The organism is Lysobacter korlensis (genome assembly GCF_042434515.1).
Genome location: NZ_JBHLTG010000001.1, coordinates 1,431,540 through 1,455,378 on the forward strand (window position 1 = coordinate 1,431,540; position 23,839 = coordinate 1,455,378).

A 23,839-nucleotide genomic window follows, 5' to 3' on the forward strand; every position below is an offset into this window, starting at 1 on the left:
ATGCGCCCGCTAGCTGGGCACCTTGACGAACATCGTCGCGCCCGAGTCTCCAGCGGTCAGTTCAATCATTCCTGCCAGCGCTTCGATGTGGGGCAACAAAGCGGGATCGGAGATCACGCTCGTCAGAAGCTGGAGCTCCAAAAGGAGCGTCTGCAGTGAGATGAAGTCCACGTAGAAGCTACCCCTCGGATGCATTGCTGCGATCCGAGGGAGGTCATACGCGCGCCCGAGGTGGTAGAGCCGGAACATGAGCGGCAGCGGCACGTGAGTCACGTGTTCGATCGGGGCATCGCCGCGCGGCAGCGAGACGCGTACGTAGACCAGCTTGTCGTGCGCGTAAGTGTCCGGCTCAAGTTTCTGCTGGAGCGGGCGAGGGCACTGACGCATGCGGGGTCCTGCGGGATTGGGTCGGGCGCCTATGTTCGCGCGATTCGCTGGCTGGGCGGCGCCCGGTTCTGTTCGGCGTCTCAGCACCTCATCCGCTGAGACGCCGACGCGGATACTGCCAGCATGGACTTCACTTGGCACCCTTATCTTCGCGGCCCCGGCCTAGCTTTCAACGGCCTGTTCGTTGCGCTGCTCGAGAACCTGGACGACGGGCGGGCAAGGGTCGTGCTGCATCCGAACCTGCCGGCGAAGTTGCGACACGAGTTCGTGGAGTCGGAAGCGCACGGCCGTCGCTACGTGGAAGCATGGACCAAACGGTGGGATAGCGAGCTGCGGGAGCTGTACGGACCCGGCGGCGCGATCGAGTGACTTGCGATCACCATGGTTTCACTCGCGCGGCGAGATCGTCTCCGCGGCCCCGTCTAGGCGCCGCCGCTTGCAGGGTTGGTTCTCAGCGAGCAAGGGCCCGGGAGCCACGGCCCCGGGCCCCTTCTGTTCTAGAACGCTGCCGCGGCGAAGGATCAGTGACGGCAAGCCTTCGCAACGTGGTCATTCCAGGTGCGCAGCGCATCATACGAACGCTCCAGGCCGACGGTCTTTTCCCATCGGTCGCGAGCGGCCTTGGTGTCGGCGCACTCGTCGTAAATCGGCGCCTGGTGTTGGATGGGAATTACTGCCGCTTCGCCGCCCGGAGCCTGATTCGATCGGCGCGCCCACTGTGCCTCTCGGTAACGCTTCTCGGCCGGAGTGAGCTCGCGGTCGGGCGTGAACTGCTTGATGCCCGCGACAGCCGCCGAGGCAGGGCACGGAGACGTCTGGTAGCTGACCGGCTTGCCCTTCTCAGTGCACTTGTAGATCGCCTGTGCGTGCGCTGAGGCGGAACCCACCAGCAGCAGCAACAGGACGGCGCGAACGGCGAGCATGGGGTGGCTCCTTGAGCGGCTGGTAATCCTACCGGACAGAAGTCGAGCGGGGCTGTCAGAAAAACCCTACGTCGCCGCGGAGAGTTTGCTGACTGCGGCATGCCGATCGCTGCGGCAACCTGTATCTGCCCCGGCGCCTGGCCACTTCGGGCTGCCACGGACTGGCGGCCGATCGACCGCACGGACCTCAAGCGCCGGCGCCGGGGCACACGCGGCGCTTGCATCTCAAGGCAGAGTCCTGAAAAATAGCGGACTGCGCTAAGCGCGGTGCATGTTCCACGGCGGGGACTCCTGAAAATAGAGTCGCCTAAGTGCTTGTAATCCCGGCAGAGTCAATCAGCCTTCTAAGCCGGTGGTTGCAGGTTCGAGTCCTGCCGGGCGCGCCACGTTGAAGTAAATGGTTTTATGGTGGCTGTAGCTCAGCTGGTTAGAGTACTGGATTGTGATTCCAGATGTCGGGGGTTCGAGTCCCCTCAGCCACCCCAGATTGTGTGGTTCCGCTGCGGTCTGATACACTTCCGCAGCTGCGATTGTTAGACGAGTTCCGGGCCGTTAGCTCAGTTGGTAGAGCAGTTGACTCTTAATCAATAGGTCCAAGGTTCGAATCCTTGACGGCCCACCAAATCGAAAAGCACCTGGTCCGCCAGGTGCTTTTCCTTTTTGGGCGAAGCTCGCGCAAAATCCGCAGGCTCCGGGCGAAAGTGGCGGAACTGGTAGACGCACTGGATTTAGGTTCCAGCGCCGCAAGGCGTGCGGGTTCGAGTCCCGCCTTTCGCACCACCCCTGTGGCCTGGCGCTGTCGGCGTGACGCCGCAAACGCGCCGCGTCGACGGGGGGCGCTCCGCGCCCTCATGTCCTGCAATTGCGCATGGCGCCCCGCGGCATGTCCCGCGCTAGCGCCAGCGCTGGCAGATCGTGCAGTTATCGGCGAAACTTGCCCGTTCCGTTGCCGCGAGCCGGCGCGGCTCCCTAGTTCAACAACATCGTGTCGCGGCCCGGGGCCGCGGTCGCAGGAGTGGATATGCAAGTCTCGGTCGAATCCCTGGGTAACCTCGAGCGTCGCCTGACCTTCAGCCTGCCGGAGGATCGCGTCGCGGACCAGGTGAGCGGACGTCTGCGGGAGATCGCACGTGGAGCCAAGATCAAGGGCTTCCGCCCGGGCAAGGTGCCGACGCGCGTGATCGAGCAGCGCTACGGCCAGCAGGTGCGAGCCGAGGTTGTCGACGCGCTGCTGCGCGAGAGCTTCTCGAAGGCTATCCGTGAGAACGAGCTGAAAATCGCGGGCAATCCGCAGATCGTCCCGACGGACACCAGTGCGTTGTCGTACGTGGCCACGTTCGAGGTGGTGCCGGACTTCGGCGACATCGATGTTTCCAAGCTCAACGTCGTGCGTCACACCGCCGAAGTCACGGACGCAGATATCGACACGATGATCGAGAACCTGCGCATGCAGCGCCGGACCTGGAACCCGGTCGAGCGCGCTGCGCAGGAAGGCGATGCCGTTGAGGTTGAAACGTACTCGCAGGTCGAAGGCGAGCGCTTCCCGGCAGAAGGCGTCGAGCGTGGCGTGACGATGGTTGGCTCGGGCGCGATGTTCCCGGCGATCGAGAGCGCGCTGATCGGCATGCAGACCGGCGACGAGAAGACGGTCGACGTCGAGTTTCCGGCGGACTGGCGCGTGCCGCAGTTTGCTGGCCGCACCGTGCAGGTGCACCTGAAAGCTCTGAAGGTTTCAGAGTCGCAGCTGCCCGAGGTCGACAGCTCGTTCATCCAGAGCTTCGGCATCAAGAGCGGTGAGCTCGACCAGTTCCGCAGCGACATCCGCACCAATCTCGAGCGTGAGCTCAAGGGTGCACTGATGACGCGCCTGCGTCGCGAGGTCGGCGAGCAGCTGATCGCCGAATACGCCTCGGTCGAGATGCCGCCGAAGCTCGTCGAGGCCGAGGCGCGCGAGATGGCGCGGCAGGCATTCGAGCAGGCGCGCCGGCAGGGTCATCAGGGCGACCTTCCCGCCGATGCATACACCGGCTTCCTTGAGGCGGCGCGCAAGCGTGTCCTGGTGGGGCTGCTCGTCGGTGAGATCGCGCGTCGCAACGAACTCCGGCTGGACCCGCAGCGCGTCAACGAAACGCTGCGCCTGATCGCGTCGACGTATGAAGAGCCGCAGCAGGTCATCGAGCTGTACCGGAATGATGCCCAGCTGATGTCCGGGCTGCAGTCGCGCGTAATGGAGGAGCAGGTGATCGACTGGATCGCCGAGCGCGCGCAGCACACTGAGCAGCCGATGTCCTTCAGCGAGGCGATCCGCCAGTAAGCGATTGCCGGGCGCTACCCGGCCGCCCGGCACGCGTTTCGGTCGGTACCGGTCATCGGGGCGACGAAACCGTCGCTCCACCCACTTGCATGATGGTCGGCTCGACCCCAAGTTGAGCAGACCTTGCCCAAGCCCGACCAGGTGCTGTCGATATGGAAAACCTTACCCGTGCCCTCAACCTCGTTCCGATGGTGGTCGAGCAGACCAGCCGCGGCGAGCGCGCGTACGACATCTACTCGCGCCTGCTGAAGGAGCGGGTGATCTTTCTGGTGGGCCCGATCGATGACCACGTCGCGAACGTGATCGTCGCGCAGATGCTGTTCCTCGAGGCGGAGAACCCCGAGAAGGAAATCAGCCTCTACATCAACTCGCCCGGTGGCGTCGTCACGGCCGGTATGGCGATCTACGACACCATGCAGTACATCCGCCCTGACGTCAGCACGATCTGTGTCGGTCAGGCGGCGTCGATGGGCGCGTTGCTGCTTGCGTCGGGCGCGAAGGGCAAGCGCTACGCGCTGCCGAACTCGCGCGTGATGATCCACCAGCCGCTCGGCGGCTTCCAAGGTCAGGCGAGCGACATCGATATCCATGCGCGCGAGATCCTGACCCTGCGTCAGCGCCTGAACGAAGTCCTGTCCAAGCACACCGGCCAGCCGCTTGAAACGATCGCACGGGATACCGAACGCGATAACTTCAAGAGCGCTGAAGCCGCGCGCGAGTACGGCTTGGTCGATCAGGTGCTCGAGCGTCGCCCCGAAGAGTCGATCCAGTCGGCCTGACGGTCGCGAAAACGGCCTAAGTTGCTGTTACTTCTTAAATTTATCCGGTTCGGCCTGACGCCCGGGACTGCCCGGGCGCCTGTGTTATTCTCGGGCCGTCCCACCTGAGGTTGGCGCCTCCGTCGACCTCGAGACTTGAGCATTACTAGGCAGAAGCATGAGCGACGACCGACAGGGCCGCAGCGCCGGCGACGGCAACAAGATTCTCTACTGCTCGTTCTGCGGCAAGAGCCAGCACGAGGTCCGCAAACTGATTGCCGGGCCCAGCGTGTTCATCTGTGATGAATGCGTCGAGCTCTGCAACGACATCATCCGAGAGGAGCTCGAGGAGAAAGCGCAGTCTGGCCGCAGCCACCTGCCGAAGCCGCGCGAGATCCTCGAGGTGCTCGACCAGTACGTGATCGGCCAGCAGCGCGCCAAGCGCACGCTCGCGGTTGCCGTGTACAACCATTACAAGCGCATCGAGAGCCGTCAGAAGAACGACGACGTCGAGCTTGCGAAATCGAACATCCTGCTGGTGGGCCCGACGGGCTCCGGCAAGACGCTGCTTGCCGAAACTCTCGCGCGACTTCTCAACGTGCCGTTCACGATGGCCGACGCGACGACGCTGACCGAAGCCGGCTATGTCGGCGAGGACGTCGAGAACATCATCCAGAAGCTGCTGCAGAAGTGCGATTACGACGTCGAGAAGGCGCAGCACGGCATCGTCTACATCGACGAGATCGACAAGATCTCGCGCAAGTCCGACAACCCGTCGATCACGCGCGACGTCTCGGGTGAAGGCGTGCAGCAGGCGCTGCTCAAGCTCATCGAGGGTACGGTCGCCAGCGTGCCGCCGCAGGGCGGGCGCAAGCATCCCCAACAGGAGTTTCTGCAGGTCGACACGCGCAACATCCTGTTCATCGTCGGCGGAGCGTTTGCGGGGCTCGACAAGATCATCCAGCAGCGCAGCACCGAAGCCGGCGGCATCGGTTTCGGCGCGAAGGTCAAGAGCAGTGAGCGCAAGGCCGACATCGGTCAGACGCTGGCCAATGTCGAGCCGGAAGACCTGATCAAGTTCGGCCTGATCCCCGAATTCGTCGGCCGCCTACCCGTCGTCGCCACGCTCGAGGAGCTCGACGAAGCCGCGCTGGTGCAGATCCTCACCGAGCCGAAGAACGCCATCACGAAGCAGTTCAAGAAGCTGTTCGAGATGGAAGGGGTCGAACTGGAGTTCCGCTCGGACGCGCTTGCTGCGATCGCGCGCAAGGCGCTCAAGCGCAAGACCGGTGCCCGTGGCCTTCGCACGATTGTCGAGGCGGTGCTGCTCGACACGATGTATGACTTGCCCTCGCTCGAGAACGTCAGCAAGGTAGTCGTCGACGAATCTGTGATCGACCACAAGACTGACCCGTATCTGATCTATCAGTCTTCCCCTACGGGTGGGGCGAAGGTTGCCTCGGGAGACTGAACCGTCTTCCGAGGGTCTGAGGCGACCGGAACGGTCGCTTCAGGTACGTGGTCCCCGAAAGCCCGGCGCGCAATGCGGCGGGCTTTTTGCCATGCGCGTAACGGTTGCATCGGCTATATCGGACCCAATTAACCTGTTAAGCCGTGTTTCTCCACGTCCTTTTCTCGACAACAGGCGCATCTTGACCGTTGTCATGACTTTTGGAGCTCATCCATGACCGATCCCATCACGCGCGACACCTTTGATCTGCCGGTTCTGCCGCTGCGCGATGTCGTCGTGTTCCCGCACATGGTCATTCCGCTGTTCGTCGGGCGCGACAAGTCCATCCGCGCGCTCGATCTCGCCATGGAAGGGGACAAGCGGATCCTGCTCGTGGCCCAGAAGTCGGCCGAGACGGACGATCCTGGCGCCGGGGACCTCTACAACGTCGGCACGCTGGCCCATGTTCTCCAGTTGCTCAAGCTGCCCGACGGCACGATCAAAGTGCTGGTCGAAGGCATGGACCGTGTGAAGGTCGAGCGGATTCAGGAGCGTGACGGTGCTCTGGCCGGCCGGGCCTACGTGGTGCCGCCGGTGCTCGACCGCGACGAGCGCGAAATGGAAGCGATCGTGCGCTCGCTGATGGGGGTGTTCGAGCAGTACGTCAAGGCGAATCGCAAGCTGCCGCCCGAGCTCATGCAGACGCTCTCCGGCATCGACGAGCCGGGGCGGCTGGCTGACACCATCGCCGCGCACCTTGGCGTTCGCCTGAGCGACAAGCAGAAGCTGCTGGAAACCCACACGATCGGTCTGCGGCTCGAGCAGCTCGTCGGCCTGGTCGACGGCGAACTCGACGTGCAGATGCTCGAAAAGCGCATCCGCGGCCGTGTCAAGTCGCAGATGGAGAAGAGCCAGCGCGAGTACTACCTCAACGAGCAGATGAAGGCGATCCAGAAGGAGCTCGGCGAGAGCGACGAGACCGCCAACGAACTCGAGGAGCTTGGCCGCAAGATTGCCGATGCGGGCATGCCCAAGCCGGTGGAGACCAAGGCGCGCTCCGAACTCAACAAGCTCAAGCAGATGTCATCGATGTCGGCCGAGGCCGCCGTCGTGCGCAACTACCTCGAGTGGCTGCTTGGTGTGCCTTGGAAGAAGCGCACGAAGGTGCGTAAGGACCTCAAGGCCGCCGAGGACGTGCTTGACGCCGATCACTTCGGCCTCGAGAAGGTCAAGGAACGCATCCTCGAATACCTCGCGGTGCAGGCGCGCGTGAACAAGCTGCGCGGCCCGATTCTTTGCCTCGTCGGTCCGCCGGGCGTCGGCAAGACCTCGCTCGCGCAGTCGATCGCGAAGGCTACGAACCGCAAGTTCGTCCGCATGAGCCTCGGTGGCGTGCGCGACGAGGCCGAGATTCGTGGCCATCGCCGTACGTACGTCGGCTCCATGCCGGGCCGTATCGTGCAGAACCTCAACAAGACCGGCAGTCGCAACCCGCTGTTCCTGCTCGACGAAATCGACAAGATGGCCAACGATTTCCGCGGCGATCCGTCGGCTGCACTGCTCGAGGTGCTCGATCCCGAGCAGAACTCGACCTTCAACGATCACTACCTGGAGGTCGATCTGGATCTCTCGGAGGTTATGTTCGTCGCGACGTCGAACTCGCTGTACATCCCCGGACCGCTGCTCGACCGTATGGAAGTGATCCGTATCCCGGGTTACACCGAGGAAGAGAAGCTCAATATCGCGATGCGGTATCTGTTGCCCAAGCAGATGAAGGCGAACGGTCTGCGCGAAGACGAGATCGAGGTCGACGAGAGCGCGATCCGCGGCATCGTCCGCTACTACACGCGTGAGTCCGGCGTACGTAACCTCGAGCGCGAGATCGCGAAGCTCTGCCGCAAGTCGGTTCGCGAGATTGCCTTGGCCGGGCCGCCAGAGAAAGGTTCGTCCAACAAGATCCGCATCGACGACGAGAACCTCGAAAAGTACCTGGGTGTCCGCCGCTTCGATTTTGGGCGCGCCGAGGAGCAGAACGAGATCGGCCTGGTGACGGGGCTTGCCTGGACCGAGGTCGGCGGCGACCTGCTGCAGATCGAATCCACGCTGGTGCCCGGCAAGGGTTCCTTGATGCTCACTGGCCAGCTCGGTGACGTGATGAAGGAATCGGCCTCGGCCGCGCTGTCAGTGGTGCGCGCGCGCACTGAGCGCCTGGGCATTGATCTGGACTTCCTGCAGAAGCACGACATCCATGTGCACGTGCCGGAGGGTGCGACGCCCAAGGACGGCCCGAGCGCCGGTATCGCGATTACGACTGCGCTCGTGTCGATGCTGACGAAGAACCCGGTGAAGGCCGATGTCGCGATGACCGGCGAAATTACGCTTCGCGGCCGCGTGCTGCCGATCGGCGGTCTCAAGGAAAAGCTTCTTGCGGCGCTGAGGGGCGGGATCCGGACGGTGATCATCCCGGACGAAAACAAGAAGGACCTCGCCGACATTCCGAAGAACGTGACCGACGGCTTGCAGATCATTTCTGCGCGCTGGATCGACGAGGTGCTGGACGTCGCGCTCGAGCGCCCGTTGACCCCCGCGGCGGCCCCGCCGGCACTGCCGGTGGAGACCAAGGACGTGAAGGTTGTCGAGGGTGACAAGTCGATCGAAACCGTGGACGTCAAGCACTGACTCCACGCGTGCGAATGGCGCTGGAACCCGCATGGGCGCTGGGTTTCAGGCTTGCGTGCCCAAAGTGGCGCTGCTATAAGGGCTCGTCCCGCGAGGTGTTAAGGACTCGTGGGCGAGCCGATCGGGGGGCGGTCTCTAACGGGCTGATCCGGTTACCAGCACACTGCGGCACGGGTCCGCACACGGAGTCCAACTTAATGAACAAGGCTGAGTTTGTTGCCGCCGTCGCGGAGGCGTCCGAGCTCTCCAAAACTGATGCGGCCGGCGCCGTCGACGCGGTCATCAGCGTAATTACGAAGGCACTGAAGAAAGGGGACACGGTAACGCTCGTGGGCTTCGGCACCTTCCAGGTGCGCAAGCGCGCAGCCCGCCAGGGGCGTAATCCGAAGACGGGCGACACCATCAAGATCAAGGCGTCGAAGAATCCCGCGTTCAAGGCTGGCAAGGCGCTGAAAGACGCTGTAAACTAGCGAACTCGCCCACCGGCGCCTTGGCGGCGGTACAGCCTGGGTGCTTAGCTCAGCGGTAGAGCGTCTCCTTTACACGGAGAGGGTCGGGGGTTCGAAACCCTCAGCACCCACCAGTTCGCTGGGATCTGCCGAGGTGGTTGATGAGCACCTGGCGTGCTCCGGTCGGGAAGAGAAACGAGTTCAAAGTGCGGAGTGGTAGTTCAGTCGGTTAGAATGCTGGCCTGTCACGCCGGAGGTCGCGGGTTCGAGTCCCGTCCACTCCGCCAGTTTCACCCGAAGGCGCCCACGGCGCCTTCGCTTTTATAGGTTGAGGGGCTGCGTTTATGGCTGCCCTGTTGGTCTACGCGGAGTGGTAGTTCAGTTGGTTAGAATGCTGGCCTGTCACGCCGGAGGTCGCGGGTTCGAGTCCCGTCCACTCCGCCATTTGTTCGAGAAGGCGCCGGAAACGGCGCCTTCTTTTTTGCTTTTGCGCTGGCAGTAGCGGAACCGGCATCGGCGTCGCGGGCGCGTTAAACTGCCCGGCTTAGCCTCGACGCGCACCGGACATGCTGCAAACACTTCGCGACAAGACCTCGGGCTGGATCGCCACCGTCATCATCGGTCTGCTGATCATTCCATTCGCGCTCGTCGGACTGCAGGACTATCTCGTCCAGCGTGGCAACGACCACGTTGCACAGATCGACGTGCCGCCGTCGTGGTGGCCAAGCGCGCCTTCGTGGTGGCCTGTGTCGACCCTGTGGGACCACGAGCAGATCAGCGTGCAGGAGTTCCGCTCGCGATTCGAACAGGCCCGTCAGCGCGCCCGCACCGAGCAGGGTGAAGCGTTCGATGCGCGCGCGTTCGAGAGCGCGGAGAACAAGCGCGCGGTGCTTGACGCGATGATCGACGAGCGCGTGCAGGGCATCGTCGCCGAGCACGGCGGCGTCGTGATCAGTGACGAGCTGGTGCGGCGCGAGATCCAATCCATTCCCGCATTCCAGGTCGACGGCAAGTTCAACCCCGAGCGCTACCAGCTGGCGCTCGCGTCGCAGGGGCAGTCGCCCCGGCAGTTCGAGCAGGTCGTACGCGACAGCCTGCAGCAGTTGTTCCTTGCGCGCGGGCTCGGTGAGAGCGCGATTGCGACTGACGCCGAGACCGACCGCCTGATCCGTCTGCTCGGCGAGCGGCGCACCGTTAGTCTGTTGAGCCTGCCTGCGGTCGCGGCTGACACTGCGCCGGTTACCGATCAGGAGGTGCAGCAGTGGTATTCCGGGCACCCGCAGGACTACCGCGCGCCCGAGACGGTCACGCTCGAGTACGTCGAACTCGATGCAGCGAAACTGCCGCCCCCTGCTGCCCCCGACGAGGCAGCACTGCGCCGCCGTTACGAGCAGGAGAAGACCCGTTTCACCGCGTCCGAGCAGCGGCTCGCGTCGCACATCCTCGTGCGCGTGCCCGAAGGCGCCGACGCGGCTGCGCAACAGGCGGCAAAGCGTAAGGCCGAGCAGCTTGCCGCGCAGGCGAAGGCGCCCGGGGCGGACTTCGGCGCATTGGCGCGCGCGAACAGCGACGACACCGGCTCGAAGGCGGCCGGCGGCGACCTCGGTTGGGTCAGCAAGGGCATGATGGCGGGGCCGTTCGAGGAGGCACTGTTCGCGATGCAGCCGGGTCAGGTTTCAGCCCCGGTGAAGACGGACTTCGGCTGGCACGTCATCCAGCTGCGCGAACTGCAAGGCGGCGCTCAGGAGTCGTTCGAGCAAGCGCGCGAAACGCTCGCCCGCGAGCAGGCCGAAGCTGATCGCGAGCGCGGCTTCAACGAGCTCAGCAGCCGGCTGGTCGATCTGGTCTACAAGAACCCGTCTTCGCTTGCTCCGGCCGCCCGTGAAGTCAATCTGCCGGTGCAGACGTTGGGCCCGGTTGGTCGCAATGATTCGACCGGGATCCTCTCCAACCCTGCCGTCAAGCGCGTCGCGTTCTCCGAATCGATGATCCAGGACGGCACGGTGAGCGACCCGATCGAGCTTGGTCCGAACCGCAGCGTGTTGGTCCGCGTCGCAGCGCACCAGCCGGCCCGGACGCTTCCACTGACACAAGTTCGCGATCGGGTGGTTGCGGCAGTGCAGGCTGACCGCGCCCGGAAGGTCGCCGAACAGCGCGCGCAGGCTCTGCTCAAGCAACTCGCCGCTGGGCAGGCGCTCGCATCGATCGCGCAGGCGAACGGCCTGCCCGAGCCGACGCGTATCCCGGAGCTGCCGCGTGGCGCGCCGGTCGGCGCGCCGGGCGTGAACGAGGCGCTCTTTGCCGCGACGCCGCCAGCGGCCGGCAAGGCAACGCCAGGCATGAAGGTGCTCGACGATGGCTCGATCGTGCTGTTTACCGTCGATGCCGTCCTTCCCGGCGACTTGGCGCAGTTGCCGCCAGGCCAGCGCGAGATGCTGAAGGAGCAGATCCAGAACATGCAGGGCATGAGCGACGTGCAATCGCTCGTGCGTCAGCTGCGCCGGCGTTACAAGATCGACGTGGTCGAAACGATCCTCTGACGAGCGACGTAGAGCCGCCGCTGTGTCCCTGCAGCGGCGCTGACGGGCGCGAGGATGAACGAATCGATTGCATCGCGCCGGTGACAAACAAAAAGCCCGGCTTTTGCCGGGCTTTTTCGTGAATGGTCGGCGATTCAACCGCCGAGCCCGGATCGATCAGTCGCCGTCCCCGATACCCGTCATGCCGAGGATGTTGTAACCCGCATCGACATAGGTGACTTCGCCCGTAACACCGGCGGCGAGGTCCGAGCACATGAAGGCCGCGACATTGCCGACGTCCTCGATCGTCACGCTGCGACGCAACGGCGCATACGTCTCGAAGTGGTGCAGCATCTTGCGGAAGTTCGCGATGCCGGCCGCGGCCAGCGTCTTGATCGGCCCGGCGGAGATCGCGTTGACGCGCGTGCCTTCCGCGCCGAGGTTCAGGGCGAGGTAGCGCACCGTTGCCTCGAGGCTGGCCTTCGCAACGCCCATGACGTTGTAGTTCTGCAGCGCGCGCTCGGCGCCGAGGTAGCTCAGCGTGAGGATGGAGCTGTTGCGGCCGGCCATCATCGGGCGTGACGCTTTGGCGAGTGCGGCGAGCGAATACGCCGAAATGTCGTGCGCGATTGCGAAGTTCTCGCGCGTGAGGCCGTCGAGGAACTCACCATCGATCGCCTCGCGCGGAGCGTAGGCAATCGCATGCACGAGGATGTCGAAGCCGTCGCTCCAGTGCTGGCCAAGCTGCTCGAAGCACGCTGCGATCTGCGCGTCATCGCTGACGTCGAGCGGCAGGACGATGTTGCTGCCGAGTTCGGCCGCGGCGGCTTCGACACGCGATTTGAGCTTGTCGTTCTGGTAGGTGAAAGCCAGTTCCGCGCCTTCGCGGTGCATGGCTTCGGCGATGCCGCTGGCGATCGAACGCTGGCTGGCGACGCCGGTGATCAGCGCGCGCTTGCCCTGAAGAAAACCCATGTGTGCTCCCTCTTGTTGACGCGAGCGCATAGCGGCGCCAGCGAAGTCGGCTAGTGTGCCCTGCAGCGACGGTAGCGGCTAGCTGCGGCCCGGTATGGTGGGTGCGCCGGGCAGCGCAGCGCCAGGGCGCGGATCGAGCCGGCGGACCGGGCGGTCCAGCGCACGCAGCCATTCGCTGCGGGTGGACGCTTCGTCCATGACGCAGGCAAGCGCATCGAGCTTCTCGACGTACGCGCGGGTCGACCCCGGTATGCCTTCAAGCGAAGCGGGATCAGTCTGGCCCGGCGCGCCCTTCTGGCTTCGCAGCGCCTTGGCAACGCGGTGTTCGCCTGCGTTGTAGGCCATGGCCGCCAAGCGCCAGTCGCCGCCGAAGCGCTTGTGCAGCAGTTTCAGATACTCGACCGCTGCGCGGGTGGATTCGACAGGTGAAAGCCGCCCGTCTCCCGCGGTGCCCATCGGAATCCGCAGCCGGCGCGCAGTGGGTGCGACGAACTGCCATAGACCCGCGGGGCCTGCCGGATTTCGCGCCTGCGGGCGATAGCCGCTCTCCACGAAAGGGATGAGTGCGTACTCGGTGGGCAGGCGGGCGCTGCGCAGCGAGTCGACCACGTGCGCGAACACCGGCAATGTCTGGCCGTCGCGTTTCGCCAGCCTGGTAGCAGCGCCGGCGTAGTGCTGCCGCCAGCGCTGACTGGTGCGCGTGCTGCATCGTGCATCGGCCAGACCCGAGCGGAAACGTTCGAAAACATCGCGGCCGGTGCCCGCGGGCACCGTCGGTGCTGCGCCGTTTGCGGCTGCTGCCGGTCCCGCAATCACTACGGTGGCCCAAAGAAGGCACGCGAGCATGGATGTCCTGCGCGTGCTCATGCGCGGAACCCATCTTTCCAGCGGCGCAACTCGGCGAACGTTTCGACATCGTCGACCGGCACCCGCCCCAAACGCTGTTCCACCGCTTGCCTTACGGCCGGAGCGGAACAGCGCAGGAAGGGGTTGCACGCGCGCTCGTCCGCCAATGTGCTCGGGACAGTCATCTTGCCGTCCGCCCGCAGCTCATGGGCTCCGGTCGCGCGCGCGTGGAGCGCAGCGTTGTCCGGCTCGACGGCAAGTGCGAACGCCGCGTTCGAGACCGTGTACTCGTGCCCGCAGCAGACCTTCGTGTCTCCGTCGAGCGCCGAAAGCCGCTGCAGCGATGCCAGCATCTGCGCAGGCGTACCCTCGAACATCCGTCCGCAGCCGAGGCTGAAGAGCGTGTCGCCGCAGAAGACGATGCCTTCCCCGACAAATGCGACATGACTGCTCGTATGGCCGGGCACGGCGAGCACCTCGAACTGTGCATCGAACACGCGAACCCGATCGCCGTCGTGCACGCGATGCGTGGCGGTGGCGATCCGGGCGTCGTCCGGCGCCCACACCTCGAGCGCTGGCCAGCGCTCGAGCAGCGCCGGCACACCGCCAATGTGGTCATGGTGATGGTGAGTCAGCAGGATCGCGGCCGGCTCCAGCCCGCTTGCGGCTGCGGCGAATACCGGCGCCGCCTCGCCGGGGTCAACGAGGATGGTCCGGCCAGCCTCGTCCGCAAGGGTCCAGATGTAGTTGTCGTCGAAGGCGGGCAGGGCGCTCAGAAGCACGGGTGTCGTTCCTCTGGTGATTCACGCAGAATCGGGCCGCCAGCCATCCGGACCCGAAACCCGACGACCATGCCTCGCATGCGGCCAACCCGTCAACCCGAGCCTGCCCTGGACTGGTACGCCAGTGCCCCCGGGCAGGGCCTGCTCGCGGTCGAGCAGGCGGCGATGACGCGCGTGCTTTCCAGCGCGACCGCGGCCGCCCCCGGTTGGCTGTGGTTAGGCGTCCCGGGCGCGACGCCGCCGGAGTCCGACCGGCGCAGGGGCCTGCTGTTGCGACCGGGAGCGAGCGGCCTGGAGGGCGACGTGCGGTGCTCGCTGCCGCTTCCTATCGCGAGCGAGAGCCTCGGCGTCGTACTGCTGCAGCACGTGCTCGACGACGCGGCGCCCGGCGATCCGTTGCTCGACGAGTGCTCGCGCGTGCTCGGGCCCAGTGGGGTGCTGTGGCTGGCGGTGCTCAATCCGTGGAGCCCCTACCGGGCGCGGTGGCTGCGCTCGGGCCTGCGGGCGCACGACCCGGGCCGCTGGCAGCGGCGCCTGCAGCGGGCCGGCTTTGCGGTGGACTCGCTGGGTCTGCAGTGGCTCGGGCCGCGCTGGCGGAGCGCGCATGGCGACGTCGGCGTCGGCGCCGTGGATCGGCTGAGGGCCGGCGTCGCGCTGACGATCAGCAAGCGCACGCACGCGGTGATTCCGCCCGCGCCGCTGCGCAGCCTGCGCCTGCAGACGCGCTGAGTCGCGCCGGTCCCGCGGGGCGGTGCGACCGGTCGCGGCAATAATGCGCCGATGAGCGAACCGACGAATTCATCGAAAGCCGTTGAGATCCACACCGACGGCGCCTGCCTCGGCAACCCGGGCCCCGGCGGCTGGGCCGCGCTGCTGCGCTACCGAGGCAAGGAGCGCGAGCTCTTCGGGGGCGAGGCGGCAACGACGAACAACCGCATGGAGCTGATGGCCGCGATCATGGCGCTGGAGGCGCTGAGCGAGCCATGCGTTGTGACCCTGCATACCGATTCGCAATACGTGCGCCAGGGCATCACCGAGTGGATGAAGAACTGGGTGCGCCGCGGTTGGAAGACCGCGGGCGGCGACCCCGTAAAGAACCGCGACCTCTGGGAGCGTCTGCACGCGGCCAGCCAGCGCCACACGATCGACTGGCGCTGGGTCAAAGGCCACTCGGGCAACCCCGACAACGAGCGGGTGGACGTGCTGGCCCGGAACGCGGCCGTGCGTCTCAGGTCCGGTGCCGCGAGCGTGATATAGCCTGCAGCATGCCCATCGTGGCGCGGCCCGAATGTTGCAGCCGGTTCCTCCCCCGCACCAACCTGACCCGTACATGCGCCAGATCATTCTCGACACTGAAACCACCGGCCTGAGCTGGGAACGCGGCAACCGGGTGGTCGAGATCGGCTGCGTGGAGTTCGTCGAGCGGCGTCCCACCGGGCGCACGTTCCACTGCTACCTGAACCCGGGGCGCGAGTTCGAAGCCGGCGCGCAGGAAGTCACCGGCCTGACGCTCGAGTTCCTGGCCGACAAGCCGCGCTTCGAGCAGGTCGTCGACGAGTTCCTGGAATTCATCGACGGCGCCGAGCTGATCATCCACAACGCCGCGTTCGACGTCGGCTTTCTGAACAACGAACTGCGCCTGCTGGGGCCGCAGTACGGCTGCCTGGCCGACCGCTGCGCGATCGAGGACTCGCTGGCGATCGCGCGCAAGCGGTTCCCGGGGCAGCGCAATTCACTGGATGCGCTGTGCAAGCGGCTCGGCGTTGATAACGCGCATCGGCAGTTGCATGGCGCGCTGCTCGACGCCCAGCTGCTGGCCGAGGTCTACATCGGGCTGACCTCGGGGCAGGGCGAGATCGGTTTCGGCGACGAACGTGACGACGCGGCGGCGGCCGCGACTGCGGCGTTCAAGGCCGCACCGGCCTCGTCGCGACCGCGAGTGGAGGTCACTGCCGACGAACACCGGGCGCACGAGGCGCGCCTGGAGAAACTTCGCAAGAAAGCGGGACGGGCGGTGTGGGACGCCTGGACCGAGGACGAAGCCGCGGCCGAGGCACCCGCAGCGAGTGGGGTGCTCGCGACCGCCTGAGGTCAGTGGCTGCGGACCAGCACTACGGTGATGTTGTCCGAGCCGCCCCCGTCCAGCGCCGCAGCAACCAGCATGTCGACGCATTCCTGCGCGCTGCAGTCGTGCTGGCCGATCACGCGGGCGATGTCCGCGTCGTCGACTTCCTCGGTCAACCCGTCGCTGCACAGCAGCAGTTGCATGCCGGGCCGGAGTTCGCCGGTCATGCTTTCGACGTTGAGGTTGCGCGGATCGGTGACGCCGAGCGCTTGGGTAACGACGTTGCGGTGCGGGTGATTGCGCGCCTGCTCGTGCGTGATCGCTCCATTCGCGATCAGCTCCTGCACGTAGCTGTGGTCCTGGGATAGCTGCGCCAGCTGGCCGTCACGCCACAGGTAGACGCGGCTGTCGCCGACCCAGGCAACCTCGAAACGGGTGCCGCTGACGCGGGCTGCGACGACAGTGGTGCCCATCGGCAGCGCATCGTTGCGGCGACGAGAGGTGCGGATGATCTCCTCGTCGGCGATGCGGATCGCCTGCACCAGCGACGTCCCGGCGCGGATCTCGCGCACGATCGTGTCCCGCGCCAAGGCGCTCGCGACTTCGCCGTACTCGTGCCCGCCCATCCCGTCGGCCACCAGCCACAGCCCCAGCTCGCTGTCACCGTAATAGGTGTCCTCATTGAGGTCGCGTCGAAGGCCGACGTGCGTCAGGTGTCCGAATTCGATCATGGTTCGATCATGCCTGCCGCATTCCAGTCTGTACCTCGTGCATAACGCGATCATCACGGTCGGGCGGCCGCGAGGCAACCGGACCACAGGTTGATGCCGCTGCAGGCTACCTGCATGGATCAGCGTTCTGCCATCCATACGGCGAAATCGGCAGGGGCCGGACGCATGGGTTTTGCGTCGTATGCCGCACAAAGAAAAAGGGCAGCCTGCGCTGCCCTTTTTCGTGTTCTGGCGGAGAGGGGGGGATTCGAACCCCCGGTGCGCTATAAACGCACGCCTGATTTCGAGTCAGGTACATTCAACCACTCTGCCACCTCTCCGGGTGGCCGCCGACCTGCGTCGACGGGCCGCTCATGATACGTGGCGGCCTGCGGTGGGACAAGCCGCCTGCGGGCCCCACGTTCCGAAGGCTAAACTGCCGGCCCCTTTCCGGTGACCTGCCATGTCCGAGATCCTCGTTCCCGTGTCGTTCGGCGAGCTGCTCGACAAGATCGCGATCCTGCAGATCAAGTCCGAGCGCATCAGCGACGACGCCAAGCTGGCCAACGTGCGTAACGAACTTTCCGCACTTGAGAAGACCTGGATGGCGCACCCCGCGGCCGGTCACAACATCGTGCGCCTGCGCGCCGAACTCAAGGACGTCAACGAGCGTCTGTGGGTGATCGAGGACGAGATCCGCCTCAAGGAACGTGCGCAGGAGTTCGATGCGGAGTTCGTCCGGCTTGCGCGCAGCGTGTATTTCGAGAACGACGAACGGGCCCGCATCAAGCGCGAGATCAATGTCGCGCTGGGCTCGGCGTATGTCGAAGAAAAGTCGTACCAGGATTACCGGACCGGCGCTGCGCCCTGAGTTTCGCCGCCGATGACCTGGCGCAGCGTGCGCTCAGCCCAGGTGGTCGGCGACGTAGCGCTCGAAGGCCGCGATCGCATCATCGACGGTCACCAGATCCATCACGCCTTCGCGTTCGATCTTCGTACCCCAGCGCAGTTGCGATGCGGGCTTGCCCAGGTACCGCCTCGCGGCATCGTCATAGCGGTCGACGCAATAGCGGCGGTCACTGTAGGGGCCGCTGCGCGCTGGGTTGCTGGCCGCATGCAGGCCCAGCACCTTGGTGCCCATCGCATTGCCGATGTGCATCGGGCCCGAGTCCGGGGTCATCAGTAGCTGACCGCGCTCGAGCAGTGCAGGCAGCTGCTTGAGCGTGTCCTTGCCGATCAGGTCCAGCGCCGGCTGTGCCATGCCGGAGAGAATTGCGTCGCCAGTGCTGCGTTCGAGCTCGCTGCGGCCGCCGCACAGCACGACGCGCCAGCCTCGCGCGACGGCGTGGTTCGCGACCGCGGCGTAGCGATCCGGTCGCCAGTTGCGCAGCACATGGCTGGAGCAGGGTGAGATCACGAGGGTTGGGCGGCCATCCTCGGGCCACTGCGCCTGCGCCCATGCGCGCGCGTCGTCCGGCACCGGAAGGTCCCAACGCACCTGCGTCTGCCGAAGGCCCAGCGGTTCGCAGAAGCTGCCGAGTGCGTCGAGCACGTGGATGCCGGGGCGGTCGGCGATGCGTTCGTTGATGAAAAGCCCATGCCCGTCCTTCGATCGCGCTCGGTCGTAACCAATTCTTCGACGCGCAGGGATAAACGCCGATAGCAGGTTGGCCCGCGCGGCGACCTGCATCTGCAGCAGCGCATCGAAGCCATGGGCCGGCAACCCGCGTCGCAATGCACGCATGCCGGCCAGTCCGCTGCGCTTGTCGTACTCGACAAACTCCACGCCTTCGAGCCCTTCGAGCAGGCGGCGTTCGCCCTTGCCGATCACCCAATGCAACGTTACAGAGGGAAAACCTTCGCGCAGGGTCCGCACCAGCGGCACCACGTGAGTGACATCGCCGAGCGCGGACAGCCGCAGCAAACAGATGGACGAAACATCAACAGGGGAAGAAGTAGGCACGGCTGTTGCTAGACTCGCGGCGATGACGGGGTATGACGCCGCCGAAGGACTGACGCCGTTCCGCGATGAAGGCGGATACGGGGCGATTCTGTTCGACGTGGCGCAGGTCCGGCAACCGACGCCGCAATGGTTCTCCCCGGCTCACTGGGGCGAGCACGCGCGTCCCGTGGAAAGTGGTGGCAGGGGTGGGGCCTGGTTCGTCGATGCGCCGTTCGGCCGTGTGCTGCTGAGGCGTTACCTGCGTGGTGGCCTGGTGTCGCAACTGAGCCGCGAGCGCTACTGGTGGCATGGCCCCTCGCGTACGCGCAGTTTCGCGGAGTTCCGACTTACCCGGGCGGCCGCCGAACGCGGGCTACCGGTGCCGCGTCCGCTTGCAGCGTACTACCGGCGCGAAGGGCTGCTGTACACCGCTGCGATCCTGCTCGAACGATTGGAAAACGTCCGCACGCTCGCGGACCGCGCGGCCGTCGCGGGTGACGGTGCGCCCTGGGAGGAGGCCGGACGGCTGGTCGCGCGCTGCCACCGCGCGGGCCTCGACCATGCCGACCTCAATGCCCACAACCTGCTGTTCGATCCTGCCGGGCACGGCTGGATCATCGACCTTGACCGTGGTCGGCTGCGCATCCCCGAGACCGGATGGCGCGAGCGCAACCTGCGCCGTCTGGAGCGATCGCTGCGCAAGCTGCGCGGGGGTCGCTCGCTCGAGGCCGTCGAGCGGGACTGCGCGCGCCTGCGTGACGCATACGAACTCGCATGGGGGCGCGGATACTGATGGATTGGCACCTGCGCTTGCATGGCGTCGGCAGTGCCGGGGCGGTCGAACTCGGGTCGGCGATGGCGACGATCGAACGCGGCGGCATGCCGTGGCTCACGATCGACTGCGGCAGCGAAGGCCTGACCGGTTACCTCGGCCACTACCCGCAAGCGCCGCGTGCGACCTTCGTGACTCACGCCCATCTGGACCACGTCGGAGGCTTCGAGCGGCTGTTCGTCGCCAGTTACTTCGACGAGGCGTGGCGGGGCAGGGTGCGCCTTTACGTGCCCGCGAAGCTCGTGCCGTTGGTGCACGCTCGCGTGGCCGACTATCCGAACGTGCTGGCCGAAGGCGGCGCGAACTTCTGGGACGCATTCCAGCTGGTACCGGTGGGCGATGCGTTCTGGCACGAGGGCCATCGGCTCGAGGTTTTCCCGGTCCGGCATCATTGGCCGGACACCGCGTTCGGCCTTCGCCTGCCCGGCAGCGTGGTCTGGACCGGCGACACGCGGCCGATCCCAGAGCAGCTCGCGCGATTCGCCGCGGCTGGCGAATTGATCGCACACGACTGCTCGCTACGCGGTAATCCGTCGCACAGCGGTATCGAGGATCTCGAACGCGAATACCCGCGCGAGTTGCTGGACAGGTGCGTGCTCTACCACTACGGCAGCCGCGAGGAAGGCGACGCGCTGCAGGCCCGCGGCTACCGCGTGGCGCGGCCGGGCGGCGTGATCGCGCTGGAGCCGCCATTGGCGGATGCCGTGGCGGCAGAGGTCTGAGGCGGGCCCGTCAGTGGCGATGGCCGCAGCGGTAGGCCGCGGACCGGCTCCCAAGTCGCGGCGGCCTTCACGAGCCTGAAATGGTGATGGCCCCGCCGGCTGGCCTCGGCACCCACATCAGTCGATACCGTTGCTGCCTTCCGGCCCTGGCGGGGTTTTCGACCTAGTGTCGCGAGGGGCCGACGGGGCCACCATGGAGACTTGCGACCGCTCCCGTCATCGCGACCGGAGAGCTTTTCCTTGAGAAGTCCGCACATGGATGTGCGGGCTCTTGTGAGGGACTCACATTTATGGCGGAGAGAGGGGGATTCGAACCCCCGAAGCGCGGTTTAGACGCTTACACACTTTCCAGGCGTGCTCCTTCAACCACTCGGACACCTCTCCGCACCTGGTACTGCTTGCCCCCGGGCCCGGCGTCCGGCCGGTTTCAGGGCCGCAGAGTCTAGCCCCGGCGGCCCTTTGCCACAAGGCGTCGCGGCCGGTGCAACCCGCCGTGGCACAATGCCCCGACCCGTGCCGATGGCGACCGCGAACTTCCCGGCGCCGCTTCATCCGGCCGAATCGCAGGATCCAAGCCGCCCGATGTCCTACCTCGTCCTCGCCCGCAAATGGCGCCCCCGGCGCTTCGCCGAACTGGTCGGACAGGAGCACGTCGTCCGCGCGTTGACCAACGCCCTCGACACCGGGCGGGTCCACCACGCATTCCTGTTCACCGGCACCCGCGGCGTCGGCAAGACGACGATCGCGCGCATCTTCGCGAAGTCGCTCAACTGCGAGCAGGGCACCTCGGCCGATCCCTGCGGCGAGTGCAACTCGTGCAAGGACATCGACGCCGGCCGCTTCCTCGACCTGCTCGAGATCGACGCGGCGAGCAACACCGGCGTCGACGACGTGCGCGAGGTCATCGAGAACGCGCAGTACATGCCCTCGCGTGGCCGCACCAAGGTCTACCTCATCGACGAGGTGCACATGCTGTCGAAGGCGGCGTTCAACGCGCTGCTCAAGACGCTCGAGGAGCCGCCGGGGCACGTGAAGTTCCTGCTCGCGACGACCGATCCGCAGAAGCTGCCGGTCACCGTGCTGTCGCGCTGCCTGCAGTTCAACCTCAAGCGTCTGGACGAGGGACAGATCTCCGGCCAGATGACGCGCATCCTCGAGGCCGAGGGCATCGCGGCCGAGTCCGGGGCGATCCGGCAGCTGGCCAAGGCCGCGGACGGCAGTCTGCGTGACGGCCTTTCGCTGCTCGACCAGGCGATCGCCTATACCGGCAGCCAGCTCGACGACGCCGCGGTGGCGACGATGCTCGGCAGCGTCGACCGGACGCGGGTCGGCGCAGTCCTCTCGGCACTGGCCGAAGCCGACGGTGCGCGGCTGATGCAGGAGATTGCCGAGCTGGCCGAGTTCTCGCCCGATTGGAGCAGCGTGCTCGAAGCGATCGCCGAGGCGCTGCACCGCACCCAGGTGCGGCAGCTGGTTCCGGATGCGCCTGCTGAGGCCGACGGTGTCGACCTCGACGGACTTGCCGTGAGTGTTCGTCCCGAAGTCGTGCAGCTCTGGTACCAGATGGCGCTGGGCGGGCGACGTGACCTGCCGTTCGCGCCAAGCCCGCGCGCGGGGTTCGAGATGACGCTGCTGCGCATGCTCGCGTTCCGGCCGGCGGATGGAGGCGAGGCCGATGCTGCGCCCAAAGCCGGAAGTGGCGCCGCGCGTGCTGCAGCCGCACTAGGCGCGGCCCCGTCGGGGTCGGGCGAAGGCCGAGCGACTCGCGGGCGCACTGACAGCCGAGGCCCTGCCGCTGGGTCGCGAGCCGAACCGTCCGCAGCGGGCCCGGTACCACCTGCAACAGCCCCATCCCGCGAGCAGCCGCGCGCGATCATCGACGAGGCCGCCGAAGTAGCCGGTGCGGCGCTGCGCAAGGTGGCTGCTGCAGCGTCGGCCGCGCCGGTGCTTGAAACCGCCGCCGCGGTCGTGTCGGCTGCAGTCCAGACCAGCGAACGACCCGGTACCGCGCAGGGCCGCCTTGCGGATGCTGCCGACTGGCACGCGATCGTGGCGGCCAGTGGCCTCAAGGGGCCGGCGCGTCTGCTCGCCGAGCACGCCCGTTTTGTCTCGTATGCCGACGGCGTGCTCAACCTTTCGCTGGCGCCGGACGACGAACACCTGCAGGGCGCAGTGATGGTCAAGCTGGTGGCCGAGGCGCTGGCACCAACGCTGGGGCTTACCCCGCAGATCCGCTTCGAGACCGCGTCCGTCGCCGCCGAGTCGATCAGCGAGCGCAATCGCCGCGAGCGCGACGAGCGTCAGGCGAATGCCGAAGAAGCTTTCATGAACGACCCGGATGTGCAGCGGCTCATGTCGCAGCGCGGCGCCCGGGTCGTGCCCGATTCCATTCGTCCTTTTGATGAGTAAATGACCATGCGTGGAAACATTGCCCAACTGATGCAGCAGGCGCAGAAGATGCAGGAAAACCTGCAGCGCGCGCAGGAAGACCTGGCCAAGATCGAAGTCACCGGCAATGCCGGCGGCGGCATGGTCAACGTCACGCTGACCGGCCGCATGGAATGCCGCAAGGTGCGGATCGACCCGAGCGTGCTCAGCGACCCGGAAATGGCCGAGGACCTGATTGCCGCGGCCTTCAACGACGCCGTCAACAAGGCGAACACCGAGTCGCAGGCGAAGATGGCGGCCGCCACCGCCGGCATGCCGATCCCGCCGGGCATGAAGCTGCCGGGGATGTTCTGACCCGCGAGGGCCAAGGCGGCTGCCCTAGCGGCCGCGGCTGCGGTTCGCCGGCGCAGCGTTTGGCCCTTCATGGCACCGGGATATTTCCCGCGTGCCGGGCTGGAGGATTGATTTGAGCCAGTTGCTCGAGCAGTTGATCGAAGCGTTCCGCGTGCTGCCCGGCGTCGGGCAGAAATCCGCGCAGCGCATGGCCTATCACGTGCTCGAGCGCGAGCGCGCCGGTGGTCAGCGGCTGGCCGATACGCTCGCCTCGGCGATCGAGAAGGTGGGTCACTGCGAGCGCTGCCGTGACTTCAGCGAATCGCCGGTCTGCACGGTCTGCGCAAGCGCCTCGCGTGATGCGCACCAGCTGTGCGCGGTCGAATCGCCGGCGGATCGCCTTGCGATCGAACAGGCAACGGGCTACCGCGGCCTGTATTTCGTGCTGCAGGGCCGGCTGAGCCCGCTGGACGGAATCGGCCCGCGCGAACTCGGTCTGGATCGTCTCGCTTCGCGCCTGGCCGAGGGCGAGGTGCAGGAACTGATCATCGCGACCAACCCCACCGTCGAGGGCGAGGCGACCGCGCACTACCTCGCACAACTGGCGCGCCAGCATCGTGTGCGGCCGAGCCGGCTTGCGCACGGCGTGCCGCTGGGAGGTGAGCTGGAGTACGTCGATCGCGGCACGCTGTCGCACGCGTTCGGCAGCCGGAGCGAGATGCCGGACTGATCATCCGGCGCACGCAGGCGCAGTCGTGCAGGCCG

At 66.1% G+C, this 23,839-nt stretch carries 23 protein-coding genes, 8 tRNA genes and 1 other RNA gene; 22 read left to right on the forward strand and 10 right to left on the reverse strand.

Annotated elements, in window-relative coordinates; translation table 11 throughout:
- Positions 1-9: 9 nt before the first annotated feature.
- Entirely contained in the window at positions 10-387 is a 378-nt protein-coding gene (locus tag ACFFGH_RS06675; RefSeq protein ID WP_386666162.1) for a hypothetical protein, read from the reverse strand.
- A 123-nt stretch (positions 388-510) separates the two neighbouring features.
- Here ACFFGH_RS06675 and ACFFGH_RS06680 point away from each other — a divergent pair, with 123 nt between their 5' ends.
- Positions 511-756 carry a hypothetical protein gene (locus ACFFGH_RS06680; protein WP_386666165.1) on the forward strand — a complete coding sequence of 82 codons (246 nt, stop codon included), beginning with the start codon at positions 511-513 and terminating at the stop codon, positions 754-756.
- A 152-nt stretch (positions 757-908) separates the two neighbouring features.
- Here the strand turns inward: ACFFGH_RS06680 and ACFFGH_RS06685 are convergent, their stop codons facing one another.
- The gene (locus tag ACFFGH_RS06685; protein ID WP_386666167.1) at positions 909-1,310 is read right to left on the reverse strand and encodes a hypothetical protein; all 402 of its coding nucleotides are present in this window, start codon (positions 1,308-1,310) and stop codon (positions 909-911) included.
- Between the two features lie 408 nt (positions 1,311-1,718).
- On the opposite strand from ACFFGH_RS06685, the gene ACFFGH_RS06690 reads away from it, so the two are divergent.
- The 12 genes from ACFFGH_RS06690 (at position 1,719) to ACFFGH_RS06745 (ending at position 11,500) form a co-directional block, all read left to right on the forward strand.
- Positions 1,719-1,795: transfer RNA gene (locus tag ACFFGH_RS06690), tRNA-His, on the forward strand.
- A 61-nt stretch (positions 1,796-1,856) separates the two neighbouring features.
- Positions 1,857-1,932: transfer RNA gene (locus tag ACFFGH_RS06695), tRNA-Lys, on the forward strand.
- Between the two features lie 73 nt (positions 1,933-2,005).
- Positions 2,006-2,090: transfer RNA gene (locus ACFFGH_RS06700), tRNA-Leu, on the forward strand.
- Between the two features lie 241 nt (positions 2,091-2,331).
- A complete protein-coding gene (gene tig, locus ACFFGH_RS06705) occupies positions 2,332-3,624 on the forward strand; it encodes a trigger factor (RefSeq protein ID WP_386666171.1) in 1,293 nt (430 codons plus the stop codon).
- A 152-nt stretch (positions 3,625-3,776) separates the two neighbouring features.
- Positions 3,777-4,403 carry an ATP-dependent Clp endopeptidase proteolytic subunit ClpP gene (clpP, locus tag ACFFGH_RS06710; RefSeq protein WP_386666174.1) on the forward strand — a complete coding sequence of 209 codons (627 nt, stop codon included), beginning with the start codon at positions 3,777-3,779 and terminating at the stop codon, positions 4,401-4,403.
- A 157-nt stretch (positions 4,404-4,560) separates the two neighbouring features.
- Positions 4,561-5,853, forward strand: coding sequence for an ATP-dependent Clp protease ATP-binding subunit ClpX (gene clpX, locus ACFFGH_RS06715; protein ID WP_386666176.1), 1,293 nt, complete (start codon positions 4,561-4,563; stop codon positions 5,851-5,853).
- Between the two features lie 213 nt (positions 5,854-6,066).
- A complete protein-coding gene (lon, locus tag ACFFGH_RS06720) occupies positions 6,067-8,511 on the forward strand; it encodes an endopeptidase La (protein WP_386666179.1) in 2,445 nt (814 codons plus the stop codon).
- 197 nt (positions 8,512-8,708) lie between these two features.
- Positions 8,709-8,981, forward strand: coding sequence for a non-specific DNA-binding protein Hbs (gene hbs, locus ACFFGH_RS06725; RefSeq protein WP_386666181.1), 273 nt, complete (start codon positions 8,709-8,711; stop codon positions 8,979-8,981).
- A 38-nt stretch (positions 8,982-9,019) separates the two neighbouring features.
- Positions 9,020-9,094 (forward strand) — tRNA-Val (locus ACFFGH_RS06730).
- A 76-nt stretch (positions 9,095-9,170) separates the two neighbouring features.
- Positions 9,171-9,247: transfer RNA gene (locus ACFFGH_RS06735), tRNA-Asp, on the forward strand.
- Positions 9,248-9,327: 80 nt separating this feature from the next.
- A tRNA-Asp gene (locus ACFFGH_RS06740) sits at positions 9,328-9,404 on the forward strand.
- Positions 9,405-9,526: 122 nt separating this feature from the next.
- Positions 9,527-11,500, forward strand: coding sequence for a SurA N-terminal domain-containing protein (locus ACFFGH_RS06745; protein WP_386666185.1), 1,974 nt, complete (start codon positions 9,527-9,529; stop codon positions 11,498-11,500).
- A 156-nt stretch (positions 11,501-11,656) separates the two neighbouring features.
- Here the strand turns inward: ACFFGH_RS06745 and ACFFGH_RS06750 are convergent, their stop codons facing one another.
- From ACFFGH_RS06750 to gloB, 3 genes are all read right to left on the reverse strand, one after another.
- Positions 11,657-12,454, reverse strand: a complete 798-nt coding sequence (locus ACFFGH_RS06750) for an enoyl-ACP reductase FabI (RefSeq protein WP_386666187.1) — start codon at positions 12,452-12,454, stop codon at positions 11,657-11,659.
- A 78-nt stretch (positions 12,455-12,532) separates the two neighbouring features.
- Entirely contained in the window at positions 12,533-13,225 is a 693-nt protein-coding gene (locus ACFFGH_RS06755; protein WP_386666190.1) for a lytic transglycosylase domain-containing protein, read from the reverse strand.
- Between the two features lie 92 nt (positions 13,226-13,317).
- Entirely contained in the window at positions 13,318-14,082 is a 765-nt protein-coding gene (gene gloB / locus ACFFGH_RS06760; protein WP_386666192.1) for a hydroxyacylglutathione hydrolase, read from the reverse strand.
- A 78-nt stretch (positions 14,083-14,160) separates the two neighbouring features.
- Between gloB and ACFFGH_RS06765 the strand changes: the two genes are divergently transcribed.
- The 3 genes from ACFFGH_RS06765 to dnaQ all read left to right on the forward strand — a co-directional run bounded on the left by ACFFGH_RS06765 (position 14,161) and on the right by dnaQ (position 16,171).
- The gene (locus ACFFGH_RS06765) at positions 14,161-14,811 is read left to right on the forward strand and encodes a hypothetical protein (protein ID WP_386666194.1); all 651 of its coding nucleotides are present in this window, start codon (positions 14,161-14,163) and stop codon (positions 14,809-14,811) included.
- A 51-nt stretch (positions 14,812-14,862) separates the two neighbouring features.
- Complete coding sequence (gene rnhA / locus ACFFGH_RS06770) at positions 14,863-15,339, forward strand: ribonuclease HI (RefSeq protein WP_386666196.1); 477 nt, start codon at positions 14,863-14,865, stop codon at positions 15,337-15,339.
- Between the two features lie 73 nt (positions 15,340-15,412).
- Positions 15,413-16,171 (forward strand): DNA polymerase III subunit epsilon, encoded by a 759-nt coding sequence (dnaQ, locus tag ACFFGH_RS06775; protein ID WP_386666199.1) that lies wholly within the window; start codon positions 15,413-15,415, stop codon positions 16,169-16,171.
- A 2-nt stretch (positions 16,172-16,173) separates the two neighbouring features.
- Here the strand turns inward: dnaQ and ACFFGH_RS06780 are convergent, their stop codons facing one another.
- Together ACFFGH_RS06780 and ACFFGH_RS06785 are read right to left on the reverse strand one after the other, a co-directional pair.
- Positions 16,174-16,878 carry a PP2C family protein-serine/threonine phosphatase gene (locus ACFFGH_RS06780; protein ID WP_386666202.1) on the reverse strand — a complete coding sequence of 235 codons (705 nt, stop codon included), beginning with the start codon at positions 16,876-16,878 and terminating at the stop codon, positions 16,174-16,176.
- A 229-nt stretch (positions 16,879-17,107) separates the two neighbouring features.
- A tRNA-Ser gene (locus ACFFGH_RS06785) sits at positions 17,108-17,198 on the reverse strand.
- A 122-nt stretch (positions 17,199-17,320) separates the two neighbouring features.
- Between ACFFGH_RS06785 and ACFFGH_RS06790 the strand changes: the two genes are divergently transcribed.
- Positions 17,321-17,728, forward strand: a complete 408-nt coding sequence (locus ACFFGH_RS06790) for a DUF6165 family protein (protein ID WP_386666205.1) — start codon at positions 17,321-17,323, stop codon at positions 17,726-17,728.
- Positions 17,729-17,761: 33 nt separating this feature from the next.
- On the opposite strand, the gene ACFFGH_RS06795 is transcribed toward ACFFGH_RS06790, so the two are convergent.
- Complete coding sequence (locus tag ACFFGH_RS06795) at positions 17,762-18,820, reverse strand: glycosyltransferase family 9 protein (protein ID WP_386666207.1); 1,059 nt, start codon at positions 18,818-18,820, stop codon at positions 17,762-17,764.
- Between the two features lie 22 nt (positions 18,821-18,842).
- On the opposite strand from ACFFGH_RS06795, the gene ACFFGH_RS06800 reads away from it, so the two are divergent.
- Positions 18,843-19,592, forward strand: coding sequence for a 3-deoxy-D-manno-octulosonic acid kinase (locus ACFFGH_RS06800; RefSeq protein WP_386666211.1), 750 nt, complete (start codon positions 18,843-18,845; stop codon positions 19,590-19,592).
- Positions 19,592-20,353 (forward strand): MBL fold metallo-hydrolase, encoded by a 762-nt coding sequence (locus ACFFGH_RS06805; RefSeq protein ID WP_386666213.1) that lies wholly within the window; start codon positions 19,592-19,594, stop codon positions 20,351-20,353. The genes ACFFGH_RS06800 and ACFFGH_RS06805 overlap by 1 nt, the downstream gene beginning before the upstream one ends.
- An 89-nt stretch (positions 20,354-20,442) precedes the next feature.
- Here the strand turns inward: ACFFGH_RS06805 and ffs are convergent.
- Both ffs and ACFFGH_RS06815 read right to left on the reverse strand, forming a co-directional pair.
- An RNA gene (gene ffs, locus ACFFGH_RS06810) (signal recognition particle sRNA small type) lies at positions 20,443-20,539 on the reverse strand.
- A 105-nt stretch (positions 20,540-20,644) separates the two neighbouring features.
- Positions 20,645-20,737, reverse strand: a tRNA-Ser gene (locus ACFFGH_RS06815).
- Between the two features lie 198 nt (positions 20,738-20,935).
- Here ACFFGH_RS06815 and dnaX point away from each other — a divergent pair.
- The 3 genes from dnaX (at position 20,936) to recR (ending at position 23,804) form a co-directional block, all read left to right on the forward strand.
- A complete protein-coding gene (gene dnaX, locus ACFFGH_RS06820; RefSeq protein WP_386666216.1) occupies positions 20,936-22,762 on the forward strand; it encodes a DNA polymerase III subunit gamma/tau in 1,827 nt (608 codons plus the stop codon).
- Between the two features lie 6 nt (positions 22,763-22,768).
- The gene (locus ACFFGH_RS06825; protein ID WP_386667418.1) at positions 22,769-23,095 is read left to right on the forward strand and encodes a YbaB/EbfC family nucleoid-associated protein; all 327 of its coding nucleotides are present in this window, start codon (positions 22,769-22,771) and stop codon (positions 23,093-23,095) included.
- Between the two features lie 112 nt (positions 23,096-23,207).
- Entirely contained in the window at positions 23,208-23,804 is a 597-nt protein-coding gene (gene recR / locus ACFFGH_RS06830) for a recombination mediator RecR (RefSeq protein WP_386666218.1), read from the forward strand.
- Positions 23,805-23,839: the final 35 nt, after the last annotated feature.

Coding starts and splice junctions, on each gene's coding strand:
- ACFFGH_RS06675 (WP_386666162.1), bottom strand. CDS start 387: ATGCGTCAGTGCCCTCGCCCGCTCCAGCAGAAACTTGAGCCGGACACT.
- ACFFGH_RS06680 (WP_386666165.1), top strand. CDS start 511: ATGGACTTCACTTGGCACCCTTATCTTCGCGGCCCCGGCCTAGCTTTC.
- ACFFGH_RS06685 (WP_386666167.1), bottom strand. CDS start 1,310: ATGCTCGCCGTTCGCGCCGTCCTGTTGCTGCTGCTGGTGGGTTCCGCC.
- tig (WP_386666171.1), top strand. CDS start 2,332: ATGCAAGTCTCGGTCGAATCCCTGGGTAACCTCGAGCGTCGCCTGACC.
- clpP (WP_386666174.1), top strand. CDS start 3,777: ATGGAAAACCTTACCCGTGCCCTCAACCTCGTTCCGATGGTGGTCGAG.
- clpX (WP_386666176.1), top strand. CDS start 4,561: ATGAGCGACGACCGACAGGGCCGCAGCGCCGGCGACGGCAACAAGATT.
- lon (WP_386666179.1), top strand. CDS start 6,067: ATGACCGATCCCATCACGCGCGACACCTTTGATCTGCCGGTTCTGCCG.
- hbs (WP_386666181.1), top strand. CDS start 8,709: ATGAACAAGGCTGAGTTTGTTGCCGCCGTCGCGGAGGCGTCCGAGCTC.
- ACFFGH_RS06745 (WP_386666185.1), top strand. CDS start 9,527: ATGCTGCAAACACTTCGCGACAAGACCTCGGGCTGGATCGCCACCGTC.
- ACFFGH_RS06750 (WP_386666187.1), bottom strand. CDS start 12,454: ATGGGTTTTCTTCAGGGCAAGCGCGCGCTGATCACCGGCGTCGCCAGC.
- ACFFGH_RS06765 (WP_386666194.1), top strand. CDS start 14,161: ATGCGGCCAACCCGTCAACCCGAGCCTGCCCTGGACTGGTACGCCAGT.
- rnhA (WP_386666196.1), top strand. CDS start 14,863: ATGAGCGAACCGACGAATTCATCGAAAGCCGTTGAGATCCACACCGAC.
- dnaQ (WP_386666199.1), top strand. CDS start 15,413: ATGCGCCAGATCATTCTCGACACTGAAACCACCGGCCTGAGCTGGGAA.
- ACFFGH_RS06780 (WP_386666202.1), bottom strand. CDS start 16,878: ATGATCGAATTCGGACACCTGACGCACGTCGGCCTTCGACGCGACCTC.
- ACFFGH_RS06790 (WP_386666205.1), top strand. CDS start 17,321: ATGTCCGAGATCCTCGTTCCCGTGTCGTTCGGCGAGCTGCTCGACAAG.
- ACFFGH_RS06800 (WP_386666211.1), top strand. CDS start 18,843: ATGACGGGGTATGACGCCGCCGAAGGACTGACGCCGTTCCGCGATGAA.
- ACFFGH_RS06805 (WP_386666213.1), top strand. CDS start 19,592: ATGGATTGGCACCTGCGCTTGCATGGCGTCGGCAGTGCCGGGGCGGTC.
- dnaX (WP_386666216.1), top strand. CDS start 20,936: ATGTCCTACCTCGTCCTCGCCCGCAAATGGCGCCCCCGGCGCTTCGCC.
- ACFFGH_RS06825 (WP_386667418.1), top strand. CDS start 22,769: ATGCGTGGAAACATTGCCCAACTGATGCAGCAGGCGCAGAAGATGCAG.